At 67.3% G+C, this 17,959-nt stretch carries 23 protein-coding genes; 11 read left to right on the forward strand and 12 right to left on the reverse strand.

The window, feature by feature from the left end:
* Nucleotides 1-451: 451 nt before the first annotated feature.
* On the forward strand, nucleotides 452-772 hold the full coding sequence (cutA, locus tag ACFPJ1_RS38065) for a divalent-cation tolerance protein CutA (RefSeq protein WP_380111182.1): 321 nt from the start codon (nucleotides 452-454) through the stop codon (nucleotides 770-772).
* Here cutA and ACFPJ1_RS38070 read toward each other — a convergent pair.
* Nucleotides 769-1,944, reverse strand: a complete 1,176-nt coding sequence (locus tag ACFPJ1_RS38070) for a helix-turn-helix transcriptional regulator (protein ID WP_380111183.1) — start codon at nucleotides 1,942-1,944, stop codon at nucleotides 769-771. The two genes, cutA and ACFPJ1_RS38070, sit on opposite strands and share 4 nt — an antisense overlap.
* A gap of 766 nt (nucleotides 1,945-2,710) precedes the next feature.
* Between ACFPJ1_RS38070 and ACFPJ1_RS38075 the strand changes: the two genes are divergently transcribed.
* Nucleotides 2,711-3,178: a hypothetical protein gene (locus tag ACFPJ1_RS38075; RefSeq protein ID WP_380111185.1), complete on the forward strand. Its 468-nt coding sequence runs from the start codon at nucleotides 2,711-2,713 to the stop codon at nucleotides 3,176-3,178.
* A 319-nt stretch (nucleotides 3,179-3,497) separates the two neighbouring features.
* On the opposite strand, the gene ACFPJ1_RS38080 is transcribed toward ACFPJ1_RS38075, so the two are convergent.
* Nucleotides 3,498-4,073, reverse strand: a complete 576-nt coding sequence (locus ACFPJ1_RS38080) for an HD domain-containing protein (protein ID WP_380111186.1) — start codon at nucleotides 4,071-4,073, stop codon at nucleotides 3,498-3,500.
* Nucleotides 4,074-4,187: 114 nt separating this feature from the next.
* Nucleotides 4,188-4,556, reverse strand: a complete 369-nt coding sequence (locus ACFPJ1_RS38085) for a DUF2750 domain-containing protein (RefSeq protein ID WP_380111187.1) — start codon at nucleotides 4,554-4,556, stop codon at nucleotides 4,188-4,190.
* Nucleotides 4,557-4,614: 58 nt separating this feature from the next.
* On the opposite strand from ACFPJ1_RS38085, the gene ACFPJ1_RS38090 reads away from it, so the two are divergent.
* Complete coding sequence (locus ACFPJ1_RS38090) at nucleotides 4,615-5,157, forward strand: YciI family protein (protein WP_380111189.1); 543 nt, start codon at nucleotides 4,615-4,617, stop codon at nucleotides 5,155-5,157.
* Here the strand turns inward: ACFPJ1_RS38090 and ACFPJ1_RS38095 are convergent.
* Complete coding sequence (locus ACFPJ1_RS38095) at nucleotides 5,154-5,528, reverse strand: hypothetical protein (RefSeq protein ID WP_380111190.1); 375 nt, start codon at nucleotides 5,526-5,528, stop codon at nucleotides 5,154-5,156. The genes ACFPJ1_RS38090 and ACFPJ1_RS38095 overlap by 4 nt on opposite strands.
* 300 nt (nucleotides 5,529-5,828) lie before the next feature.
* On the opposite strand from ACFPJ1_RS38095, the gene ACFPJ1_RS38100 reads away from it, so the two are divergent.
* Nucleotides 5,829-6,719, forward strand: coding sequence for a DUF72 domain-containing protein (locus ACFPJ1_RS38100; RefSeq protein WP_380111191.1), 891 nt, complete (start codon nucleotides 5,829-5,831; stop codon nucleotides 6,717-6,719).
* A 41-nt stretch (nucleotides 6,720-6,760) separates the two neighbouring features.
* Here ACFPJ1_RS38100 and ACFPJ1_RS38105 read toward each other — a convergent pair whose 3' ends face one another.
* The gene (locus tag ACFPJ1_RS38105) at nucleotides 6,761-7,762 is read right to left on the reverse strand and encodes a carbon-nitrogen hydrolase family protein (protein ID WP_380111192.1); all 1,002 of its coding nucleotides are present in this window, start codon (nucleotides 7,760-7,762) and stop codon (nucleotides 6,761-6,763) included.
* Nucleotides 7,763-8,119: 357 nt separating this feature from the next.
* On the opposite strand from ACFPJ1_RS38105, the gene fgd reads away from it, so the two are divergent.
* Both fgd and ACFPJ1_RS38115 read left to right on the forward strand, forming a co-directional pair.
* Complete coding sequence (fgd, locus tag ACFPJ1_RS38110) at nucleotides 8,120-9,124, forward strand: glucose-6-phosphate dehydrogenase (coenzyme-F420) (RefSeq protein ID WP_380111193.1); 1,005 nt, start codon at nucleotides 8,120-8,122, stop codon at nucleotides 9,122-9,124.
* 270 nt (nucleotides 9,125-9,394) lie between these two features.
* Entirely contained in the window at nucleotides 9,395-9,796 is a 402-nt protein-coding gene (locus ACFPJ1_RS38115) for a VOC family protein (RefSeq protein WP_380111195.1), read from the forward strand.
* Between the two features lie 6 nt (nucleotides 9,797-9,802).
* Here the strand turns inward: ACFPJ1_RS38115 and ACFPJ1_RS38120 are convergent, their stop codons facing one another.
* Complete coding sequence (locus ACFPJ1_RS38120; protein WP_132288341.1) at nucleotides 9,803-10,342, reverse strand: GNAT family N-acetyltransferase; 540 nt, start codon at nucleotides 10,340-10,342, stop codon at nucleotides 9,803-9,805.
* Between the two features lie 87 nt (nucleotides 10,343-10,429).
* Here ACFPJ1_RS38120 and ACFPJ1_RS38125 point away from each other — a divergent pair, with 87 nt between their 5' ends.
* Complete coding sequence (locus tag ACFPJ1_RS38125) at nucleotides 10,430-11,197, forward strand: SDR family NAD(P)-dependent oxidoreductase (protein WP_380111197.1); 768 nt, start codon at nucleotides 10,430-10,432, stop codon at nucleotides 11,195-11,197.
* A gap of 79 nt (nucleotides 11,198-11,276) precedes the next feature.
* Here ACFPJ1_RS38125 and ACFPJ1_RS38130 read toward each other — a convergent pair whose 3' ends face one another.
* Together ACFPJ1_RS38130 and ACFPJ1_RS38135 are read right to left on the reverse strand one after the other, a co-directional pair.
* Nucleotides 11,277-11,879, reverse strand: coding sequence for an FMN reductase (locus ACFPJ1_RS38130; RefSeq protein ID WP_380111198.1), 603 nt, complete (start codon nucleotides 11,877-11,879; stop codon nucleotides 11,277-11,279).
* Complete coding sequence (locus ACFPJ1_RS38135; protein WP_380111199.1) at nucleotides 11,876-13,006, reverse strand: LLM class flavin-dependent oxidoreductase; 1,131 nt, start codon at nucleotides 13,004-13,006, stop codon at nucleotides 11,876-11,878. The genes ACFPJ1_RS38130 and ACFPJ1_RS38135 overlap by 4 nt, the downstream gene beginning before the upstream one ends.
* A 191-nt stretch (nucleotides 13,007-13,197) precedes the next feature.
* Here ACFPJ1_RS38135 and ACFPJ1_RS38140 point away from each other — a divergent pair, with 191 nt between their 5' ends.
* Together ACFPJ1_RS38140 and ACFPJ1_RS38145 are read left to right on the forward strand one after the other, a co-directional pair.
* On the forward strand, nucleotides 13,198-13,626 hold the full coding sequence (locus ACFPJ1_RS38140; RefSeq protein ID WP_380111200.1) for a hypothetical protein: 429 nt from the start codon (nucleotides 13,198-13,200) through the stop codon (nucleotides 13,624-13,626).
* Complete coding sequence (locus ACFPJ1_RS38145) at nucleotides 13,601-14,428, forward strand: hypothetical protein (protein WP_380111201.1); 828 nt, start codon at nucleotides 13,601-13,603, stop codon at nucleotides 14,426-14,428. Before ACFPJ1_RS38140 ends, ACFPJ1_RS38145 begins: the two co-directional genes overlap by 26 nt.
* A gap of 10 nt (nucleotides 14,429-14,438) precedes the next feature.
* Here ACFPJ1_RS38145 and ACFPJ1_RS38150 read toward each other — a convergent pair whose 3' ends face one another.
* The 3 genes from ACFPJ1_RS38150 to ACFPJ1_RS38160 form a co-directional block, all read right to left on the reverse strand.
* Nucleotides 14,439-14,783, reverse strand: a complete 345-nt coding sequence (locus ACFPJ1_RS38150) for a tetratricopeptide repeat protein (RefSeq protein ID WP_380111202.1) — start codon at nucleotides 14,781-14,783, stop codon at nucleotides 14,439-14,441.
* 97 nt (nucleotides 14,784-14,880) lie between these two features.
* Complete coding sequence (locus ACFPJ1_RS38155) at nucleotides 14,881-15,756, reverse strand: aldo/keto reductase (RefSeq protein WP_380111203.1); 876 nt, start codon at nucleotides 15,754-15,756, stop codon at nucleotides 14,881-14,883.
* A 55-nt stretch (nucleotides 15,757-15,811) separates the two neighbouring features.
* On the reverse strand, nucleotides 15,812-16,006 hold the full coding sequence (locus ACFPJ1_RS38160) for a hypothetical protein (RefSeq protein WP_380111204.1): 195 nt from the start codon (nucleotides 16,004-16,006) through the stop codon (nucleotides 15,812-15,814).
* Between the two features lie 181 nt (nucleotides 16,007-16,187).
* On the opposite strand from ACFPJ1_RS38160, the gene ACFPJ1_RS38165 reads away from it, so the two are divergent.
* Complete coding sequence (locus ACFPJ1_RS38165; protein WP_380111205.1) at nucleotides 16,188-16,670, forward strand: GNAT family N-acetyltransferase; 483 nt, start codon at nucleotides 16,188-16,190, stop codon at nucleotides 16,668-16,670.
* Here the strand turns inward: ACFPJ1_RS38165 and ACFPJ1_RS38170 are convergent.
* On the reverse strand, nucleotides 16,635-17,363 hold the full coding sequence (locus tag ACFPJ1_RS38170) for a phosphotransferase family protein (protein WP_380111206.1): 729 nt from the start codon (nucleotides 17,361-17,363) through the stop codon (nucleotides 16,635-16,637). The two genes, ACFPJ1_RS38165 and ACFPJ1_RS38170, sit on opposite strands and share 36 nt — an antisense overlap.
* Nucleotides 17,364-17,452: 89 nt before the next feature.
* Between ACFPJ1_RS38170 and ACFPJ1_RS38175 the strand changes: the two genes are divergently transcribed.
* Complete coding sequence (locus tag ACFPJ1_RS38175) at nucleotides 17,453-17,944, forward strand: hypothetical protein (protein ID WP_380111207.1); 492 nt, start codon at nucleotides 17,453-17,455, stop codon at nucleotides 17,942-17,944.
* Nucleotides 17,945-17,959: the final 15 nt, after the last annotated feature.

Below are 17,959 nucleotides of genomic sequence, written 5' to 3' on the forward strand. Positions count from 1 at the left end.
AATCTCAACCCCGCCCGCGCACAGCAAGCAGCGCACCCACTCCACACGCGAACAGACTGCTCAGCCCGGTAGATGCCGTGCAATTAGATGAGGTCAACGACGGTTACTCGGCGGGCCGAGACAGACCACCGATCGTGCTCGGGCTGGCCGGCTCCTGGTCCTCGCTCAATGCTTCCAAGCCGGTTATGCGGCAGCTTGCCGGCTGACCCCAGTCTGACCCCAACAGGTCCACACCAACCGCCATCGGGACAACCTCGGACCCATGCTTCACCCTGCGCCCAGGAGCTAACCGTCTGTTGCTCGCTCCTACGGACCAGAAGGTTGGGGGTTCGAATCCCTCCGAGCGCGCCAACAAAACCCCAGGTCACCAGGTGGATGACCTGGGGTTTTGTCATGTCCAGCAGCCAATCAGGCCTCAACTCCCCGGCACCGCGGACCTAGACTCAGCGGCATGTCTGGCTACTTGCAGGTCTCGACGGCGACGGCGACTCGCGAAGAGGCGGTCCGGCTCGGTGGGTCGGCGGTTGAAGCGGGTCTTGCGGCCGGCGCGCAGGTAGTAGGGCCGGTCGTCTCGGTCTTCTGGCATGAAGGCCAGTACGGCGAAGGCGAGGAGTGGCAGCTCTTGCTGAAGACGACTGAGCGCAGCTACGCGAAGTTGGAGGCCCACCTCCTGCTGGCGCACTCCTGGAGCAATCCCGAGGTCTGCGCCGTGCCGATCACGATGGGCTCTGCGGGTTACCTGGACTGGCTGGATCGAACGACCAAGGGCTAGCCGCGCGCTCGCTCCAGTACGGCTGCCACCTCGGGGCCACCGTGGTGGGAGAGGCGGCGGAGTACGCCCCGAAGTCGTTCGCCAGGGCGGATGGAGCCGACTCCCGAGGCGAGGTCGAGGGCTTGTTCGGTGACGGTTGCGGCGCGCTCGGGTTCGTTGGCGTCAAGGAGCGCGTGAGCAAGCCAGGTGCTGTAGAGGGCCTTGTCCCGGGCGTGGGTGTCGTCGTACCGGGACAGGGCGTCTTCTAGCACCGGTATGGCGCGGGCGGGCCGGCGCAGTTCGGTGAAGCAGCGCCCGGTCATGATGTCTATCTCCAGCGGGTCGACCCAGAAGACCCAGTCCGGCTCAGGGGCGTGCGACGGTTCGTTGACTGCGGCAACGGCATGGTCGAGTGCCCGCGCCGCGGCCGAGGCCTGCCCGGCCACTGCGTAGGCCCACGCGAGGCGCTCGTGCAGCAATGCGCGGACGCGGGGCGTCGTTCCAGCCCCAGCCTCTGCAACCCTCGTGGACTCGGCGGCGACTTGGCTATCGGCGTTCTCGTAAGCGATAAAAGCCAGAGAGTTGCCTTCAAGGCCGGGGTCGCCGGATTCCCGAGCAGCCGACAGAGCAGACCGGTAATGCCGCCGAGAGTCGGTGTAGCGGCCGGCGTCGAATGCCGCCCAGCCAGCCATCTGTGCTTGTTCGGCGAGGACGCCGGTCAGCGCGCGGGCGGTCGCACTGCTGTAACTGGCGGTCTTGATCAGCTTCTCCGTCGCCGCCATCTCGCTCAGATAGACCTGATAGGTGTCCATGCCGCCGAGATGGTCGTCCAATCGACGCAAGCGAGCCGTGCGTTTATGCAGTTGGAGCACCTGGATAGCGCCGATCTGACTGCCCATGCGCGCCCGAGCGATCGGTGCGAGAGCCAGCGCAGTAGCAAGACCTGCGAAGGCGCGGCGATCCACGGATTCCCCCTCCTCGTCATCAGGTCGGAGTAGGTCGTCAAGCTGTTCATCAGAGACTTGGAGCTTCTGTGCGAGCACCGGCCGTACCCACGGCTGCGGGGCGGTCTTCCCAGCCTCCCAGCGCAACACGGTCGACCGCTCGACACCTAGCGCTTGCGCGAGTCCATCCTGACTGAGGCCGACGGCTCTGCGGCGCACAGCGAGAGGGGTACGTCGAACCGGCCCCACGGATGCCTCATTTCTGCCTCATCCGGCCGCAACTACTTGGTGTTACCTGGGCCGTGCGGCGAGTCAATGCCGAGATCACGAAGGTACCAGCGGGAGGAGGGGTAACCAGCTGATGGTCGAAACGACGACGCGCGATGGTTTCGAGTGGGCCGGGGACAGCCACCAGCCAGTAAAGCGGGACTCGCGCGGCTGGCCGATCTTGAGGCCCTCACGGTCAGGCCCCTGCGACGGCCTGAATCCGGTGACTGGCCGAGGCTGCCTTCTTGGCGACCACCAGGGTCACCACCGAGACGATTCCGGCGCGGAGTGGCTAGACGAGGAGTAGCCCGCACAATCGAGCGGAGCGCGCGTGTCGATCCCTGCATCCGCGTGCGCTCCGCTTCACCATCTCGTCCGCGTGTCGCAATGCGGACGCCGTACCCGGCGCGCCAGCGAACAGCCTGCTCGGACGCGGCCTCCCAGCCGGGCCATTCGCCCGAATCCATTCCCTCCGCTGCTCTGCCGAGTTGACCTTTAAGAATCAAGGCGCCAACGGGACGAACGCTTCCTGTGGTCACTCGTTTGTCCGGCCATCACGACACCGGTCAAGAGTGTGGTGCGTTATTACGGTTTCGAACAAGTTCGGCGCTTGACCTGCGCCGCGCTGGTCCTGGTTTCCGGCTATCAGGGGAGCGGGGCAGATGCGGGGTCTTGCGAACTTATTGTTCACGGGCCAACCTATGGCATGACATTGCCCGAGCCTGACGCGGAGTCATCTTCGAAGTCCTTGGAACTCGCCTACGAGGCGGCCAAACAGACGCTTGCTCATCAGGACAGCACGTTGACTAACATCCGGAACAGGGTCACCGCACTGTTTACGGCGGCAGCCCTAGCCGTTTCGTTCACTGCAGGGGTCGGGCTGATAAGTGGCGATGGCAGGGTTGGCAAGCAGTATCCGGTATGGGCTGGCCTGCTCCTCTTTGTTGTTCTCGTTCTGATGTCGGCGGCCGTCCTGATCGTCCATTGGCCTTCGAAGGGGTGGCACTTCGGGCCAAGTTCCTCAGTCATCCGGGAGAAGTGCGATGCTGGCTGGACTGAGTTGGAGGTCCGTCGGCACGTCCTTGATGCGATGATCGTCGGTTGTCAGGAGAACCGGCCAAAGCTCAAGTTCCGACAGCAGGCGTTCCGTGCGGTAATCCTTCTTCTGTCGTTCGAAGTTCTCCTGATAATGGTTGCGATAACGGCTACGTGGTGAGTGGAGGGGACAGATGACAGAGCAGTGGGACAACTATCGGAACAAGGGTGACAAGGCAGGGAAAGGAAAAGATAGGCCTGAGAAGAAGGACCCGCCCAAGGCTGAGAAACCCAAGGATCGTCCGAGGGGCGACGAGCGGAAGTCGCGCGGCGAGTAGGGGATGCAACCCGGTCAATAGGCATCTGTTACGAGTAGAGATCCAGTTGGATCGCGGAAGAGGATGCCGAGGACTCCGTCGTCAGGGCATGAATGATTCGCCTCGCCCAGTGCGGGCGCTCGGGGCGACCCTTGCCTCTTGCCGGCTATGCCTGGCTCGTCGTCAGCGGTCGCGCCAGGCTAGTGGGGAGACTTGGAGGGCGGCGTCCGCCAGGCGGCGGCCGAAGTCGGTCTTGATTCGGGCGCGGGATGACTCGATCCAGCCGTCGACGCGCTGGTAGCCGGCTTCGCGGTACTCGACTGCCTGCATGAGGCACTCGAGGCGGTCGGCGTCCTTGGCGCAGCGCGCTTCGATGGTCTCCTCGGTCTCGTACTCCAGGACGGCGTCGCGGATGCTCTTGGCCGCGTTGTCGGGAAGCGCGGCTGTCTGGTCAGCCGTGATGCGCTCGTTGCCTGCGACCTCGACGTACGGCCGTGCGCTGTGGGGAATGTCGCCGATGCGGGTTTCCTGCGAGTCATGCCACATGCCTAGGTAGGCAGCACGGGCCGGATCGCCGCCCTCTTCGCTCGCGATCAGTGCAGCGAGTTGAGCCATTCTGAGGCTGTGCTCAGCGACCGACTCGGGGTCGCGCACGCCGACATGCCACCATCCGGCCCGCCGCAGCCGCTTGAGCACGCCCATCTCGTAGGCAAAGGCCACGACACTGGTTGCATCGCGATCGGTGGTCTCGTCGGCCACAGTGGTTCACCTCTCTGTCATCGGCTCGCCAGTTGCAAGCCTGGGGCTAATCCTGCAGGCCGTCGGCTCGGCGTTGCCGCTGAGGTCGAGGTTGGGTCTGGGGCAGCTTCGATGTCAGCCCGGGGACGTTGGGACCGTCGTGGCGTTTAGGCGGGCGATTACCTCGTTGGGGGTGAAGTCGTAGCCCTTTGCGTGGGGGCCGGTCCAGTTCAGGCCGATTAGTAGGCCGTCCTGGCGTAGGGAAGGGAGCCAGCGGTCGCGCCAGCGAGACAGGTCAAGCTCTTCTGAGGCGAGGGTGGAGTAGGTGGGGACTGTCTTGATGATGCGGCGGACGCGGGCCTCGGTGGACCAGAAGGGTTGGGAGCGTTGGCCTTGGGAGTTCATGGGGGCGGGGTAGCCGTCGGCGTCGCGGACGGTCCAGAGGCGGCCGGTGCGGGTGACGTCACGGAAGAAGGCGGCGGCTTGGGCGGCGCTTTGGCTCATGGCTCCATCTTGGCGGAGGACCGCTTCTGCGCCATGTAGTCATCTAGGCTGCGGGGCTGTGGAGTTCTTTGTGTATGGGCGGGATTGGGTTGGGGCGGGCGGGCTCAAGGGGAGGTTGACCGGGGAGCACTGGGATTTTATGGATGGGTATGGGGAGGTGTTGGTTGCTCGGGGGCCGACGTTGACTGGGCAGGGGGATGAGGCTGAGTCGACGGGGAGCATGCACATCGTCGAGTTGCCGGATGTGGGGGCTGCTCGGGCGTTTGCCTATGAGGAGCCCTATTACCTGGGCGGTGTGTTTGAGTCGGTGTTGTTGTGCGGGTTTCGCAACTTGTCGGAGCGGACCATGTGGGACTTTGCCGACGCGGTTGATGGGTATGGGCGGTTTCTGGTGATCAGGATGGACACAGCAGAGATCGCGTCAGTCGTGTCGAAGCACGTGGTTTTGTACGGCGAGTTGCTCGAGCTTGAGGGTGAGGCGCGGCTTGGGTGGGCGGCGCTTGTGGAGGCGCCGGACATGGAAGCTGCGGCCGCGGTGCTGCCGGGCGGTGACGGTCGTACGGAGGTCCATCACTGGTGCTTTGGGGGTAGGTCCTCTTAGGTGGGGATCCAGGTGGGCCACCAGGGTGGGACGTTGCCAGGGCAGATGCCGGGGGACGAGGCCGGCGTACCGGCCCAGGAGTAGAGGGCCAGGTCGGCGATCGTGATCGCGATGACGGCGGCCAGGAACGGGCTGAAGAAGCCCTTGCCGCCTCTGGTGAGCCGGTAGACGAGGGTGAAGAGGACGACGTTCACCACCACCGAGACGGGAAGTCCGACGAAGAGCAGGGTGGAGCCGTTGGCGACCTTGCCGATGTCGACGTTGCACGTGTCCCAGCTCCGCCGCGTCAGCGTCAGCAGCGCGATCGCCGCGCCGCCGCCGATCACCCAGGCCAGGAACGTCTCGCCGCGGCTGCCCTTCGAAATCGCCATGCCGTCACGGTAAGTGCTCGCGGGTCCGACGGCGCACATGAGCGCGCCGGACGGTCGACCTTCGAGCTGGTCGAAGGCCGAGCATCGAGGCGTGACGGACACACCGACGTTGAGGCGCGCCATCATCTCCACCTCGCGCGGGAGCGGCTCGCAGTACTGGGGCCGGATGCGTACGGCGACCCGATCCGAGGTGCCGTTGATCGGATGGGTGAAGCGCTGGACGCAGGATCGACCGAGCCTCTACCGACAAATCCGTCCACCGTCGGCTGATATACGGGCGGGCACTGGCAGAGTGTGCGCATGGATCGTTGGGCCGCCTCGCCGTTCCGGATCGGGATCTCCGGGTGGAGGTACCCGCCCTGGCGCAAGGTGTTCTACCCGGACGGCTTGCCGCAGCGCGCGGAGCTCGAGTACGCCTCGCACCGGTTGAACTCGATCGAGATCAACGGGTCGTTCTACTCGCTGCAGCGGCCGTCGTCGTACCAGAAGTGGTACGACGAAACGCCGCCCGGGTTCATCTTCACCGCCAAGGGTCCGCGGTTCGTCTCGCACATGAAGAAGCTCGCCGACGTGGACGCCCCGCTGGCCAACTTCTTCGCCTCCGGAGTGCTTGCGCTCGGCGAGAAGCTCGGGCCGATCCTCTGGCAGCTGCCGCCCACCCTGGGCTACGACCCGGACCGGCTCGCCGCGTTCTTCCAGTTGTTGCCCAGGACAACGGCCGAGGCCGGCGAGCTGGCCGCCAAGCACGACGACCGGATGAACGATCGCGCCTTGCTCCACAGCACTGTGGACATCCCCATGCGCCATGCGATCGAAGTACGGCATCCTTCCTATGAGAAGGCGGAGTTCGTCGAGCTACTGCGGGAACACGACATCGCGCTGGTCTGCGCAGACACCGCAGGCAAGTGGCCGATGCTCGACGACGTCACCTCGGACTTCGTCTACGTCAGGTTGCACGGCGCCGACGAGTTGTACGTCAGCGGCTACACCGACGACGAGCTCGACCGCTGGGCGGCGAAGGTCCAGACCTGGCAGAAAGGCGGTACGCCGACCGACGGCCGCACGGTGGCTCCGCGCGCGCCGCGCAAGCGCCGCGATGTCTACGTGTACTTCGACAACGACGTGAAGGTCCACTCGCCGTACGACGCCGAGGCGCTCGCCGCCAGGCTCGGCGTCAACCCACTGACCTGAGCGGGGAACCCGGACTGCCCGGATTCCCCGCCCCCGACGGATCAGAAGCCGGTGCGGACCGTACTGCGGTCGTCGGCCAGCGGTACGTCGCTCATACCCGCGCGGGTCTTGTTGCGATACGTCCGGGCCAGTGGTGAGAACGGGTGGTCAGCCGTGCGCTCCATATCGAGCACCGCGATGGACGAACTGCCGTCCGGGACGCACTGCGCGGCCCATTCGCCGTAGGGGTTGATCACGCCGGACGGTATCGCCGGGCTGTGATTGGCGATCACGGCGTAGCTGATCCAGTAGGTGTTGGTGGAAGCGTGCCCCCTGGCCTCGGTGGGGGTCCCTGTGTTGGGCTCGGTCCCGGCGGTGTTGTGCGACACCAGGACACAGTCGACGTCGAGGCGCTCGTACTGGTGGAACAGCTCCGGGAAATGCACGTCCATCCCCAGCGCGCAGCCGAACCGGAACCCGTCGACCTCGAAGGTCACCGGAGCCGAGCCCGGGGTGTACATGTAGGTGATCTTCGTGCTCGACAAGGTGCGCTCGTCGTACCGCGTCGCGACCGCGCCCTGGTCGGAGATCACGTAGTGGCTGTTGTGCGGCCGGGTCGGTTCGGTCAGGCGGTGGACCGAGCCGAGCACGGTCCACAGTTTGAGCTCACCGGCCAGCGCCGCGATCGAGGCGAGCTCTTCGCGGAGCACGTCCCATTCGAAGCGGCTCCAGTCGGCGTCACCGACCTGGTCGGGGCCGTCGACGGACATCACGTACTTGTTGGGGAAACAGGTCGCTCCTTCGGTGAAGTGCACGACCCGGGCACCGGCGGCGCGTGCCTGCCGCATGAGGTGCCGCAGTTCGTTGCCGCTGGCGCGGAGTTGGTCGATGTCGCGCGGGTCGTCGTAGCTGCTCGTCTGAGCGACGGCCAGGCGCAGGGTGGATTCCGGCATCACGTCTCCTGGTGGAGTCGGGCGGAAGTGCCTCAGAGCAGTCGTGTAGGACTCGCCGGTCTTGGCGGCGCGGGCCCGAACCCGACGCTTGAAGTTCCCGTTGGCTGTCATCTGGCCTTCCACGTCCCGAACGGCAGCTCCCCAGCAACCACGCCCGAGACGATCGGACCAGGACAACGACCTGAGACGGTGGTCCCTTTGCCTCCCGATGGACCGTGCTGGGGACGATCGCCGGAGGTGACGCGGAGGACACGCGCGCGACCATGCTGCCCACGCCCCCACCCCGCCGTCAAACCAACACGCCCACCACCCTGGTACTCCGAACCCCGCGTCCCGCAGTACAGGCGGGGATTCCTTTCAGGGCGGATGGGAGTCTCAATCGGGGGTGGTCGGGTGGAACATCCGCAGGCGTGATCGGGTTGGCCTGAGAGAGTGGGGTTGACGGTTCGTGACGAGTTGGGAGTTCAGGTGAGCATTCGCGTCGGGTACAAGGCGTCCGCGGAGCAGTTCGGGCCGCGGGAGCTGGTGGAGTACGCGGTCCGGGCCGAGGAGCTCGGGCTCGACAGTGTGACGGTGTCGGACCACTTCCTGCCATGGCGGCACGAGGGCGGGCACGCTCCGTTCGCGCTGGCATGGATGGCGGCCGTCGGGGAGCGGACCAGCCGGGTGCTGATCGGCACGTCCGTGCTGACGCCGACGTTCCGGTACAACCCGGCCGTGATCGCGCAGGCGTTCGCGACCATGGGCGTGCTCTACCCGGACCGGATCATGCTCGGTGTCGGCACCGGTGAGGCGCTGAACGAGATCGCCGTCTCTGGGCGTGAGTGGCCCGAGTTCAAGGAGCGGTTCGCGCGGCTGCGGGAGGCGGTCGACCTGATCCGCAACCTGTGGACGGAGGAGGGCGTCAGCTCCGACGGGCCGTTCTACAAGACGGTCGACGCGTTCATCTACGACCGGCCCGAGACCCCGCTGAAGATCTACGTGGCCGCCGGCGGACCGCTGGTCGCGAAGTACGCGGGCCGTGTGGGCGACGGGTTCATCGCGACCTCCGGCAAGGGCATGGACCTGTACACCGAGAAGCTGATCCCGGCGGTCAAGGAAGGCGCCGAGAAGGCCGGGCGCACCTTCGACCAGGTCGACAGGATGCTCGAGGTGAAGCTGTCGTACGACCGGGACCCGGAGCAGGCGCTGGAGAACACCCGGTTCTGGGCGCCGCTGTCGCTGACGCCTGAGCAGAAGCACAGCGTGCACAGCGCGACCGAGATGGAGCGCCTCGCCGACGAGCTCCCGATCGAGCAGGTGGCGCAGCGGTGGATCGTCGCGTCCGACCCGGAAGAGGTTGTCGCACAGCTCCAGCCATACCTCGACGCCGGCTTCAACCACCTCGTGATGCACGGCCCGGGCAACGACCAGGAGCGCTTCCTGACCCAGTTCTCGGCGGACGTGCTGCCGCTGCTGCGCAAGCTGGGATGAACCCCGGCCTGCCGGCCCGGAGTACGCGCAAGCCCTCTGCGACCTGGAGACGACGAACGCGGCGGACTATCCCTACACGCCGGCGACGGCGCACACCGCACGGGACCTCGCGGGCACCCAGAATCTTGGCTCGAAGATGGCCGAGTCTTCGGCGCCGGCGGAGCGGGCCTGAACGCCGCCAGCCTCGGCGCCAACGAAGCCCTCGGCTACACCATCACCGAACGCTGGTGCAGCTACTGCCCACCGGCCGCGAACCAATAGCCTCGGGCCATGCCGGACAACTCCCGTACTCCGCAGTCCTACGCGCGGGGTGAGCTCGTCATCGTGGTCGATGTGGCCGAGCTGAAGCGGGCGGCCGACTTCTGGACGCAGGCGCTCGGGTTCGTCCAGGAGGGTGATGCGGGCGGGCGCTATCTGAGTCTGCTCCCTGTGGACGGCAGCGGCATCGAGGTACTGCTGCAGAAGGTCGACGACGAGAAGCACGGCAAGAACCGGCTGCATCTCGATCTGCGGACGCACGATCTCGACGCGGAGGTCGACCGCGTCCGTGCCCTCGGTGCGTCCGTGGTGACCGAGGAGCCGATCGTGGAGTCCGGTTGGACCTGGCACGTGCTCGCCGATCCCGACGGCAATGAGTTCTGCGTGCTCCAGGCGCCGTCTCAGCAGGCCTGAGCGGTCTCAGGTGGTGATGGTCACCGGGCGCTGCGGAGTCTGGAGCGGGTCGGAGGCCAGGCGGGCGTGGCGCTCCACGTCGAACCGCGTGCCGTCGTACGCGAGGCGCTGACGCTCGAGCCCCTCGAACAGGAAGCCGGCGCTCGCTGCGACTCCGCAGGAGGCCGGGTTGTTGGTGCGATGGCCGAGCTCGAGCCGGTAGAGCCCGGCGTCGTGGTGGGCCCAGTCGACTAGGGCGCGCAGCGCGTCCCGGGCGACTCCCTGGCCGCGGATGTCCGCGATGGTCCAGTACCACGTCCAGCCGACCTGGTGCCGGTCGATGTTGGTCACTGCCACACAGCCGATCGGGTGATCGTCGGCGTCGGCCACGGCGTACACGTGTCCGTTGTCCAGGTCCGCGACCCGCCCGATCCAGTCGACAGCGGACGCGGTGTCGCGGATGCCGCCCTGGTTGATCATGTCGGGATCCTGATGAGCGGCGGTCAGCCGCAACGCGTCCGCCACGCGCCAGCGGCGCAGATCAAGCCTCGCCAGGTCATACCCCATTCAACGAGGCTACCGCCGCGCTCGCCCCGGGAAACCTCCGGACGGCGCGTACACGATGACGCAGAGTGGCCCCCTAGGGTTGGGGCCATGACTTTCCTCGACTTCACGAATCAGGTTGTCCTTGTCACCGGAGCGAGCAGTGGGATCGGGGCCGCTGCCGCGGTGGGGTTCGCGGAGACCGGAGCCACCGTCGCGTTGCACTACCACCACAACGAGGAGGGCGTCCGGCACACGCTGAACGCCGTCGCGAGCGCGGGCGGGCAGGCGACGATCCACCAGGCCGATCTGGCGAATCCCGATGCGGCCGGCGCCCTCGTCGACGAGGTGCTCGCGCGGCACGGGAAGATCGACGTCCTGGTGAACAACGCCGGCGACCTGGTCAAGCGCGCGCCGGTGGTCGACGTACCGGACGAGGAGTTCCGCCGGATCATGGACGTGAACCTGACCTCGGTCTTCGCGATGAGCCGTCGGATCGTGCCGGTACTGCGGGCCCAGGGCGGCGGCGCGATCGTGAACGTCACCTCGATCGCGGGCCGCCACGGCGGAGGCGGCGGCTCGGTCGTGTACGCCACCAGCAAGGGCGCGGTGAGCACGTTCACCCGCGGCCTCGCGAAGGAGTTGGCCCCCGACAACATCCGCGTCAACGCGATCTCGCCGGGCGTCATCAAGACCCCGTTCCACGACCGCCACACCGGCGACGAGCAGATGCAGGGCATGCTCGCCACCATCCCGATGGGCCGCGCAGGCACCCCGCACGAATGCGTCGGCACCATCCTCTACCTGGCCTCCGACTCCATGAGCAGCTACGTCACCGGCCAGATCGTAGAAGTCAACGGCGGCCAGTTGATGCCGTAGTACAGGCCGCTTGCCGGCTCAAAGACAAGTACGCCGTACCGCGGTTGCCCGGGTACGGCGTACTTGTTACGGCGGGTTATCAGCCGTTGAGGAGGTCTTCGAACGGGGTTGGGGTGGTGTAGGGGTCGACCGGGGTCGTCTGGTCGTTGCTCATGGCGCTGACGAGTTCGTTGGCGGCGCGTTCGATCCGGGCGTGGAGCTTGGTTGCTCCGGCACCCCAGTCGGTCGAGGCCGCGTAGACGCCGGTCGGGATCGGGTTCGCTTGCAGGTAAGCGAAAAGCGGACGCAGTGCGAAGTCCAGCACCAGCGAGTGCCGCTCGGTCCCACCCGTTGCCGCGAGCAACACCGGCTTGCCGGCCAGGGCCTTGTCGTCGATCACGTCGAAGAACATCTTGAACAGCCCGTTGTACGACGCGCTGAAGGTCGGCGTCACCGCGATCAACGCGTCGGCCGCGACCACGGTGTCCAGCACCTTGCGCAGGCTCTCGGTCGGGAACCCGGTCAGCAGGTTGTTCGTCAGGTCGTGCGCGTGGTCGCGCAGCTCGATGATCTCGACCTTGTACGGCGTCCCGCGGCCGTCCAGGGCATCCCGGACGGCGGCGGTCAGCTGGTCGGCGAGCAGCCGGGTGGACGACGGGACGGTCAGCCCGGCCGTCACCACGGCGATGGTGCGTTCCTTCATCGGGTCCCCTCCAGCCCCACGACCTCCGGGCTCACGGTCTCCAGCTCGCGGGCGCGCTCGGCGGCCGCCTTCAGTGAAGCATGGGTCGGCGCCTCCGGCACGTGGGCCGGGCGCTTCGCCTCGAACTCCTTACGCAGGACCGGAACGACCTCGGAGCCGAGGATGTCCAGCTGCTCCAGCACTGTCTTCAGCGGCAGGCCGGCGTGGTCCATCAGGAACAACTGCCGCTGGTAGTCGCCGAAGTGCTCGCGGAACGACAGCGTCCGCTCGATCACCTGCTGCGGGCTGCCCACCGTCAACGGGGTCTCCCGGCTGAAGTCCTCGAGCGAGGGCCCGTGGCCGTAGACCGGCGCGTTGTCGAAGTACGGCCGGAACTCCTTGACGGCGTCCTGCGAGTTCTTCCGCATGAACACCTGCCCACCGAGTCCGACGATCGCCTGGTCGGCGGCACCGTGTCCGTAGTGCTCGAACCGGCGGCGGTACAGGTCGATCATCTGCTTGGTGTGCGAGACCGGCCAGAAGATGTTGTTGTGGAAGAAGCCGTCGCCGTAGTACGCGGCCTGCTCGGCGATCTCGGGGCTGCGGATCGAGCCGTGCCACACGAACGGCGGTACGTCGTCCAGCGGCCGCGGCGTCGAGGTGAAGCCCTGCAGCGGCGTGCGGAACTTGCCTTCCCAGTCGACGACGTCCTCGCGCCACAGGCGGCGCAGCAGGGCGTAGTTCTCGACCGCCAGGGCGATGCCGTTGCGGATGTCCTGCCCGAACCACGGGTAGACCGGGCCGGTGTTGCCGCGGCCCATCATCAGGTCGACCCGGCCGTCGGCCAGGTGCTGCAGCATCGCGTAGTCTTCGGCGATCTTCACCGGGTCGTTCGTGGTGATCAGCGTGGTCGAGGTGGACAGGATGATCTTCGACGTCTGCGCCGCGATGAAGCCCAGCATCGTCGTCGGTGACGACGGCACGAACGGCGGGTTGTGGTGCTCGCCCTGGGCGAAGACGTCGAGGCCGACCTCTTCGGCCTTGACCGCGATGGCGACCATCGACTTGATCCGCTCGGCCTCGCTCACGGTCCGGCCGGTGGTCGGATCCTGGGTCACGTCGCCGACGGTGAACACACCGAACTGCATCTGAACTCCTTGGTCTCTTCCAGTGACTATTAAAGATTAAACTATCTTGCCGTCCTCAACGGCAGCCCCCCGCCCGGTATTCCATCCTTGCTCACCCGGCCGACGGCCCCGACCTCTTGTCAGACTCCGGTCCGTCCAGTGAAACTAGCTCCCGCCACGCGAAACCTCACCGCCCCGAGGAGCGTCACCCCATGTCACAGAACTCTCCCAAGCTCAGCCGCCGCCTCCTGCTCGGCGGAGCCGTCGCAGCCCCCGCCGCCGGCCTGGCCCTCCCGGCCGCCGCTCGCCCAGCATCAGACGCCGCCGGCCCGGTATCAGCCGGAGTCGGCCAGGCGAAGGATCTGTCGGCGGAACTGCTCGACCAATGGGCCGGGGCCGGCGGAGCACACCCGCTGATCCCGGACATCTCGCACGCCGGCTACCGCGGCGGCGAACGCCCACGCCGAGCTCGCGTCGTCGCCCGGGTCACCGACTTCGGAGCCCACCCCGGCAGTACTGCGGACGCCGCGCCCGCCTTCAACGCCGACGAAGGCGCCGCAGCTCACGACCGGGTCGGGTGGCCAGTACATCCAGTACGCGACGCTGCAGTGGCCGGTGCGGATCGAGGCGGTGCTTGGTGATCGGCTGGTGGGGTTGGCGCAGCCGGTGCGGTACGACCTGCGGCCGGCCTGGCCCTCGCGGCTGCGGGAGATCGGGCCGACGGTGCACGACGTCGGGGTGGAGTCGCTGACGATCCGCAACGAGCTCCGGCCGATGACGATCCACAACCGCCACCCAGGGTCGAACGGCCTTTGTTTCCAGGCGGTTCACGACTGCTGGGCCGACGACGTCCGGGTGGAGAACTGCGATCTCGGCTTCGGTTTCACCACCACCAAGGCCGTCACGCTGACCGACGTCGTGGTCGGCGGCCGGTCCGCGCACCACAGCTTTGCCTGCCGGATGCAATCACATGACAACCTGGTGGACGGCTTCGAGATCGAGCAGTTCACCGTCCCGCTGCCGACCGGCGCGCTGCACCACGGGCTCAACCTGGAGGGGCTGTCGGCCGGCAACGTCTGGCGCCGCGGCCGGATGGCAGAGGGCACTTTCGACACCCACCGGGCGATGCCGTTCGAGAACGCCCGGACCGACATCACCCTGGTGAACAACGGCCGCGTCGGCGGTTCAGCAGCCTCCGGCCCGCTGTTCGGCGCGCGGATCGCCCACTGGAACGTCCGCATCACCAGCGGTTCGCCCTACGCCATCCAACTGGCGGACGTTGCCCCGCGGAGCATCACGGTCGGCCTCCAAGGCCTCACCTCTGACGCCAGCGGTCTACCCCGCGACTTCCCCGGCGACCTCGAGAACGGCACCTACCAGCTGGCGTCCCGCCCGTCGGTCGCCGACCTGTACGCCGCCCAGCGAGCCCGCCACCAGGAGTGACGGACTGGGCTCAGAGGCTTTGAGAGGCCAGGAGGGACTCGTCGCCGGTCAGGGCGGCGGCGATCCGGCGGTGCATGGTGGCCTCGTCGGCGCGGGAGAGGCGTTCGAGGGTGCGGGCCATCAGGAGATGGGCGTAGGACTCCGTGGGAGCCCGGTCGAGGATCTCGACGAGGTGCGCCTCGGCGGGCTTGAGGAGGGCGGAGTGGAAGTAGGCGCGGGCCAGAAGCAGCCGCGTGCCGACGTCGTCCGGGGTCTCCTCGACGATTGGGAGCAGCGCCTTGATCGCGCCGCGGTAGTCCCGTTCCTCGAAGTACTGCTGGCCGAGGCCGTAGCTCAACGCGCGCATGTCTTCCATCGTGAAACCTCCGTCTCGGCTGAAGAACAACGGCAGCAGTAACGCCCCGCAGTACCGGCCTATTCCGGCGGTACTGCGGGGCGTGGGGCAGAGGTGATCAGGCGGCGTCGAGGGCGGCGACCTGCTGCGGGGTCAGCGTCACGTCGATCGCGGTGTAGGAGTCGCGGATGGTCTCCGGACGGCTCGAACCGGGGATCGGGATGACGTGCGGCGACTTGGCCAGCATCCAGGCCAGCGTCAGCTTTTGCGGGCTGATGCCGAGCTCGGTGGCGATGCGGTGGAAGGCGGGATGCTTGTCGCCCAGGTCACCGGCCTTACTGATGCCGCCGAGCGGGGACCAGGGGAGGAACGCGATGCCGAGCTCGTCGCACAGCTCCAGCTCGGGCTCGCTGGACCGGAAGGCCGGCGAGAACTGGTTCTGGACCGAGACGAGGCGGCCGCCGAGGATCTCGTTGGCCAGGCGGATCTGGTCCGGGTTCGCGTTCGAGATGCCGGCCATCCGCATCTTGCCCGCGTCGAGCAGGTCCCGGATCGCGCCGATCGACTCCTCGTACGGCGTCTTCGGGTCCGGCCGGTGGAACTGGTAGAGGCCGATCGCGTCGACCCCGAGCCGCTTGAGGGACGCCTCGGCGGCCTGCTTGAGGTAGTCGGCTGAGCCGTTCAGCGTCCAAGAGCCGTCGCCTGGGCGGAGGTGGCCGCCCTTGGTCGCCACCAGCACGCCGGAGGTGTCGCCGCCGTACGTGGCCAGCGCCTTGGCGATCAGCGTCTCGTTGTGGCCGTCGTCCGTCGCGGTCAGGTGGTACGCGTCGGCGGTGTCGATCAGCGTGATCCCCGCGTCCAGCGCGGCGTGGATGGTCGCGATCGACCGCTCCTCGTCGGGCCGGCCCTCGATCGACATCGGCATACCGCCGAGGCCGATCGCGCTGACCTCGACGTCGCCGATCCGGCGGGTCTTGTTCGTTTCAGATGCCATGCGTCCAGCCTTGCGCGGCCCGAATCAGTATTCCAACAGGAAAAACCACTAAGAGTCAGTGCTGCTGACGATGAATGCTGCCGGGGAGGCGGTCGGCGGACCGCCTCCCCGGTGCATGCTCAGGCGAGGTGCACGTGCGGTTGCGGTCCTCGACGACGTAGGTCGCGCGGGTGCTGATCGGCGCGTCAGGCCGGCTCACGAACGGAACGACCCGGACGTCCGAGCGCCAGCGATGCTGGTCGACCGTCACCCGCACGTATCCGCGCTGGGAGTTGAAGAACTTCAGGTGCGGGTTGGCCGCCAGGAACTGCTGGCCCTGGTCGGTGGTGTCGGACCCGCTGCCGCCGCGATGACTGTGGATCGAAGCTCAGGTAACCAGTGCCGTTGATCGGTCGAGCGAGGTCAACAGGTGACACGGCAGGATGGGGCGCATGCAGAACGATGAGCGGATCCGCCGGGCCCGGCCGGACGACGTACCGGCAATCGTCGACCTGGTCTACGGGCTGGCGGAGTACGAGCGGGCGCCGGACGAGTGCCGGCTGACCGCGGAGCAGTTGCAGGCGGCCCTCTTCGGGGAGAAGCCGGCCGTCTTCTGCCATGTCGCGGAGACCGGTGGCGAGGTGGTCGGCTGCGCGCTGTGGTTCCTGAACTTCTCCACCTGGCGCGGCGTGCACGGCATCTACCTGGAGGACCTCTTCGTCCGCCCGGAGCAACGCGGTTCCGGCCTGGGCAAGGCCCTCCTCATCGCCCTCGCCCAGGAATGCGTCGCCAACGGCTACGAACGCCTCGAGTGGTCCGTCCTCGACTGGAACACCCCGGCCATCGACTTCTACAAGTCCCTCGGCGCCCTGCCGCAGGACGAGTGGACCACCTTCCGCCTAACCGACGTCGCCCTGACGCAGCTCGGCAGCTAGTACTGCGGAGTGGGTGCGGGTCCACGCCTCGGTTTGGCGGAGTTGGGCGGGGATGTCCAGAGCGACCAGGCGGGCCATCGCCGGGTTGCCCTCGGCCGCCTCGGATTCGATGCCGGTCCAGCTGCGGTGTTGCCACCAGAGGATCGTCTCGATCAGGTCTGACGTGTCGGCCGGGCCGTAGCCGTCGAGCAGGGCCCGCCGTTGGGTAGCGACGTGGGCTGGAGTGCCGGGAGTGGCGTACTGCCAGCAGATGAAGGCGATGTCGTGGATGCGGCGGCCCGGGGCGGCGATGTCCCAGTCGATGAAGGCGATCGCCTCGGTGCCGTCCTCGGAGTACACGGTGTTCTTGGGGGAGAGATCGTTGTGGCAGACGACCTCCTGGTCGCCCACGAGCGCAGTACCGGCTGTGAGGTCGTGGAACTCGCGGACCAGGCGGCCGACGGAGCGCAGTACCGGGTGGGTGGAGATCGTGGGCTTGCGCGGTTTCTGCCAGGCGACGTAACCGTCGATGAAGCTGAGGATCTCGCGGCCCTCGTCGTCGATCCCGAGGAACCGCGGGGCGCCGGGCCACTCGTCGAGGGCCCGGAGCAGGTCGTGTACGAAGGGAGCCCGCCCGGCCGGCTCGCGCCTTACGGTGTCGCCCTTGCGGATCACCACGGTCACGAATCCACCTGGCAGCGGTTGCTCCTCCACGTCCCTACCCTCTCCCAGCCGTGACGTTGACCGCACTTCCTTTGTGTCCGGGTACGCCGAACGGGGCCGGCCGTGATCTAGTCGGTCCCGTGGAACGACCTGGGAACGAGATGAGCCAGCAACTGATCAGCCGGATCGCGCAGGTGCTGTTCTGGCTGGCGCTGGGTGGAGTCGTCGTCGGCTACCTGATCGACACCCAGGGGGCGGAGCCGCTGGTCCTCGGGATCGCCGCTGTGGTGGTGGCGCTGAGCGCATTCCTGGCGCTCAGGAGCTTCCGGATGGGGGTCCGGTACGGATCGGAGGGGATCGAGGTCCGCGGCTTGGTGCGGAGCCGGCGGATCCCGAGGGACCAGATCATCCGGATCACCGACTTCCCGGCGGTCCGCTGGCAGTCGGCGTCCGGCAAGGCCCGCTGGACCCCGATCTTCGCGTTCTACGGAGTCGGCCAGCTCGCGTCGATCGAGCGCTACAACCAGTTCTGCATCCTCCGCCTCAAGACCTGGGACGAAGACCGCCACAGCAAGCCCCGCCCCAACCCCAACAACCCTCGCCGCCCCCGCAAACCCCGTCGCGACAAGTAGCGGCCGAGCGCCGGG

It is taken from the genome of Kribbella qitaiheensis, assembly GCF_042657745.1.
Taxonomy (GTDB): domain Bacteria; phylum Actinomycetota; class Actinomycetes; order Propionibacteriales; family Kribbellaceae; genus Kribbella; species Kribbella qitaiheensis.

Coding starts and splice junctions, on each gene's coding strand:
- cutA (WP_380111182.1), top strand. CDS start 452: ATGTCTGGCTACTTGCAGGTCTCGACGGCGACGGCGACTCGCGAAGAG.
- ACFPJ1_RS38085 (WP_380111187.1), bottom strand. CDS start 4,556: ATGAGCCAAAGCGCCGCCCAAGCCGCCGCCTTCTTCCGTGACGTCACC.
- ACFPJ1_RS38095 (WP_380111190.1), bottom strand. CDS start 5,528: ATGGCGATTTCGAAGGGCAGCCGCGGCGAGACGTTCCTGGCCTGGGTG.
- ACFPJ1_RS38100 (WP_380111191.1), top strand. CDS start 5,829: ATGGATCGTTGGGCCGCCTCGCCGTTCCGGATCGGGATCTCCGGGTGG.
- ACFPJ1_RS38105 (WP_380111192.1), bottom strand. CDS start 7,762: ATGACAGCCAACGGGAACTTCAAGCGTCGGGTTCGGGCCCGCGCCGCC.
- ACFPJ1_RS38115 (WP_380111195.1), top strand. CDS start 9,395: ATGCCGGACAACTCCCGTACTCCGCAGTCCTACGCGCGGGGTGAGCTC.
- ACFPJ1_RS38120 (WP_132288341.1), bottom strand. CDS start 10,342: ATGGGGTATGACCTGGCGAGGCTTGATCTGCGCCGCTGGCGCGTGGCG.
- ACFPJ1_RS38125 (WP_380111197.1), top strand. CDS start 10,430: ATGACTTTCCTCGACTTCACGAATCAGGTTGTCCTTGTCACCGGAGCG.
- ACFPJ1_RS38130 (WP_380111198.1), bottom strand. CDS start 11,879: ATGAAGGAACGCACCATCGCCGTGGTGACGGCCGGGCTGACCGTCCCG.
- ACFPJ1_RS38135 (WP_380111199.1), bottom strand. CDS start 13,006: ATGCAGTTCGGTGTGTTCACCGTCGGCGACGTGACCCAGGATCCGACC.
- ACFPJ1_RS38140 (WP_380111200.1), top strand. CDS start 13,198: ATGTCACAGAACTCTCCCAAGCTCAGCCGCCGCCTCCTGCTCGGCGGA.
- ACFPJ1_RS38150 (WP_380111202.1), bottom strand. CDS start 14,783: ATGGAAGACATGCGCGCGTTGAGCTACGGCCTCGGCCAGCAGTACTTC.
- ACFPJ1_RS38155 (WP_380111203.1), bottom strand. CDS start 15,756: ATGGCATCTGAAACGAACAAGACCCGCCGGATCGGCGACGTCGAGGTC.
- ACFPJ1_RS38165 (WP_380111205.1), top strand. CDS start 16,188: ATGCAGAACGATGAGCGGATCCGCCGGGCCCGGCCGGACGACGTACCG.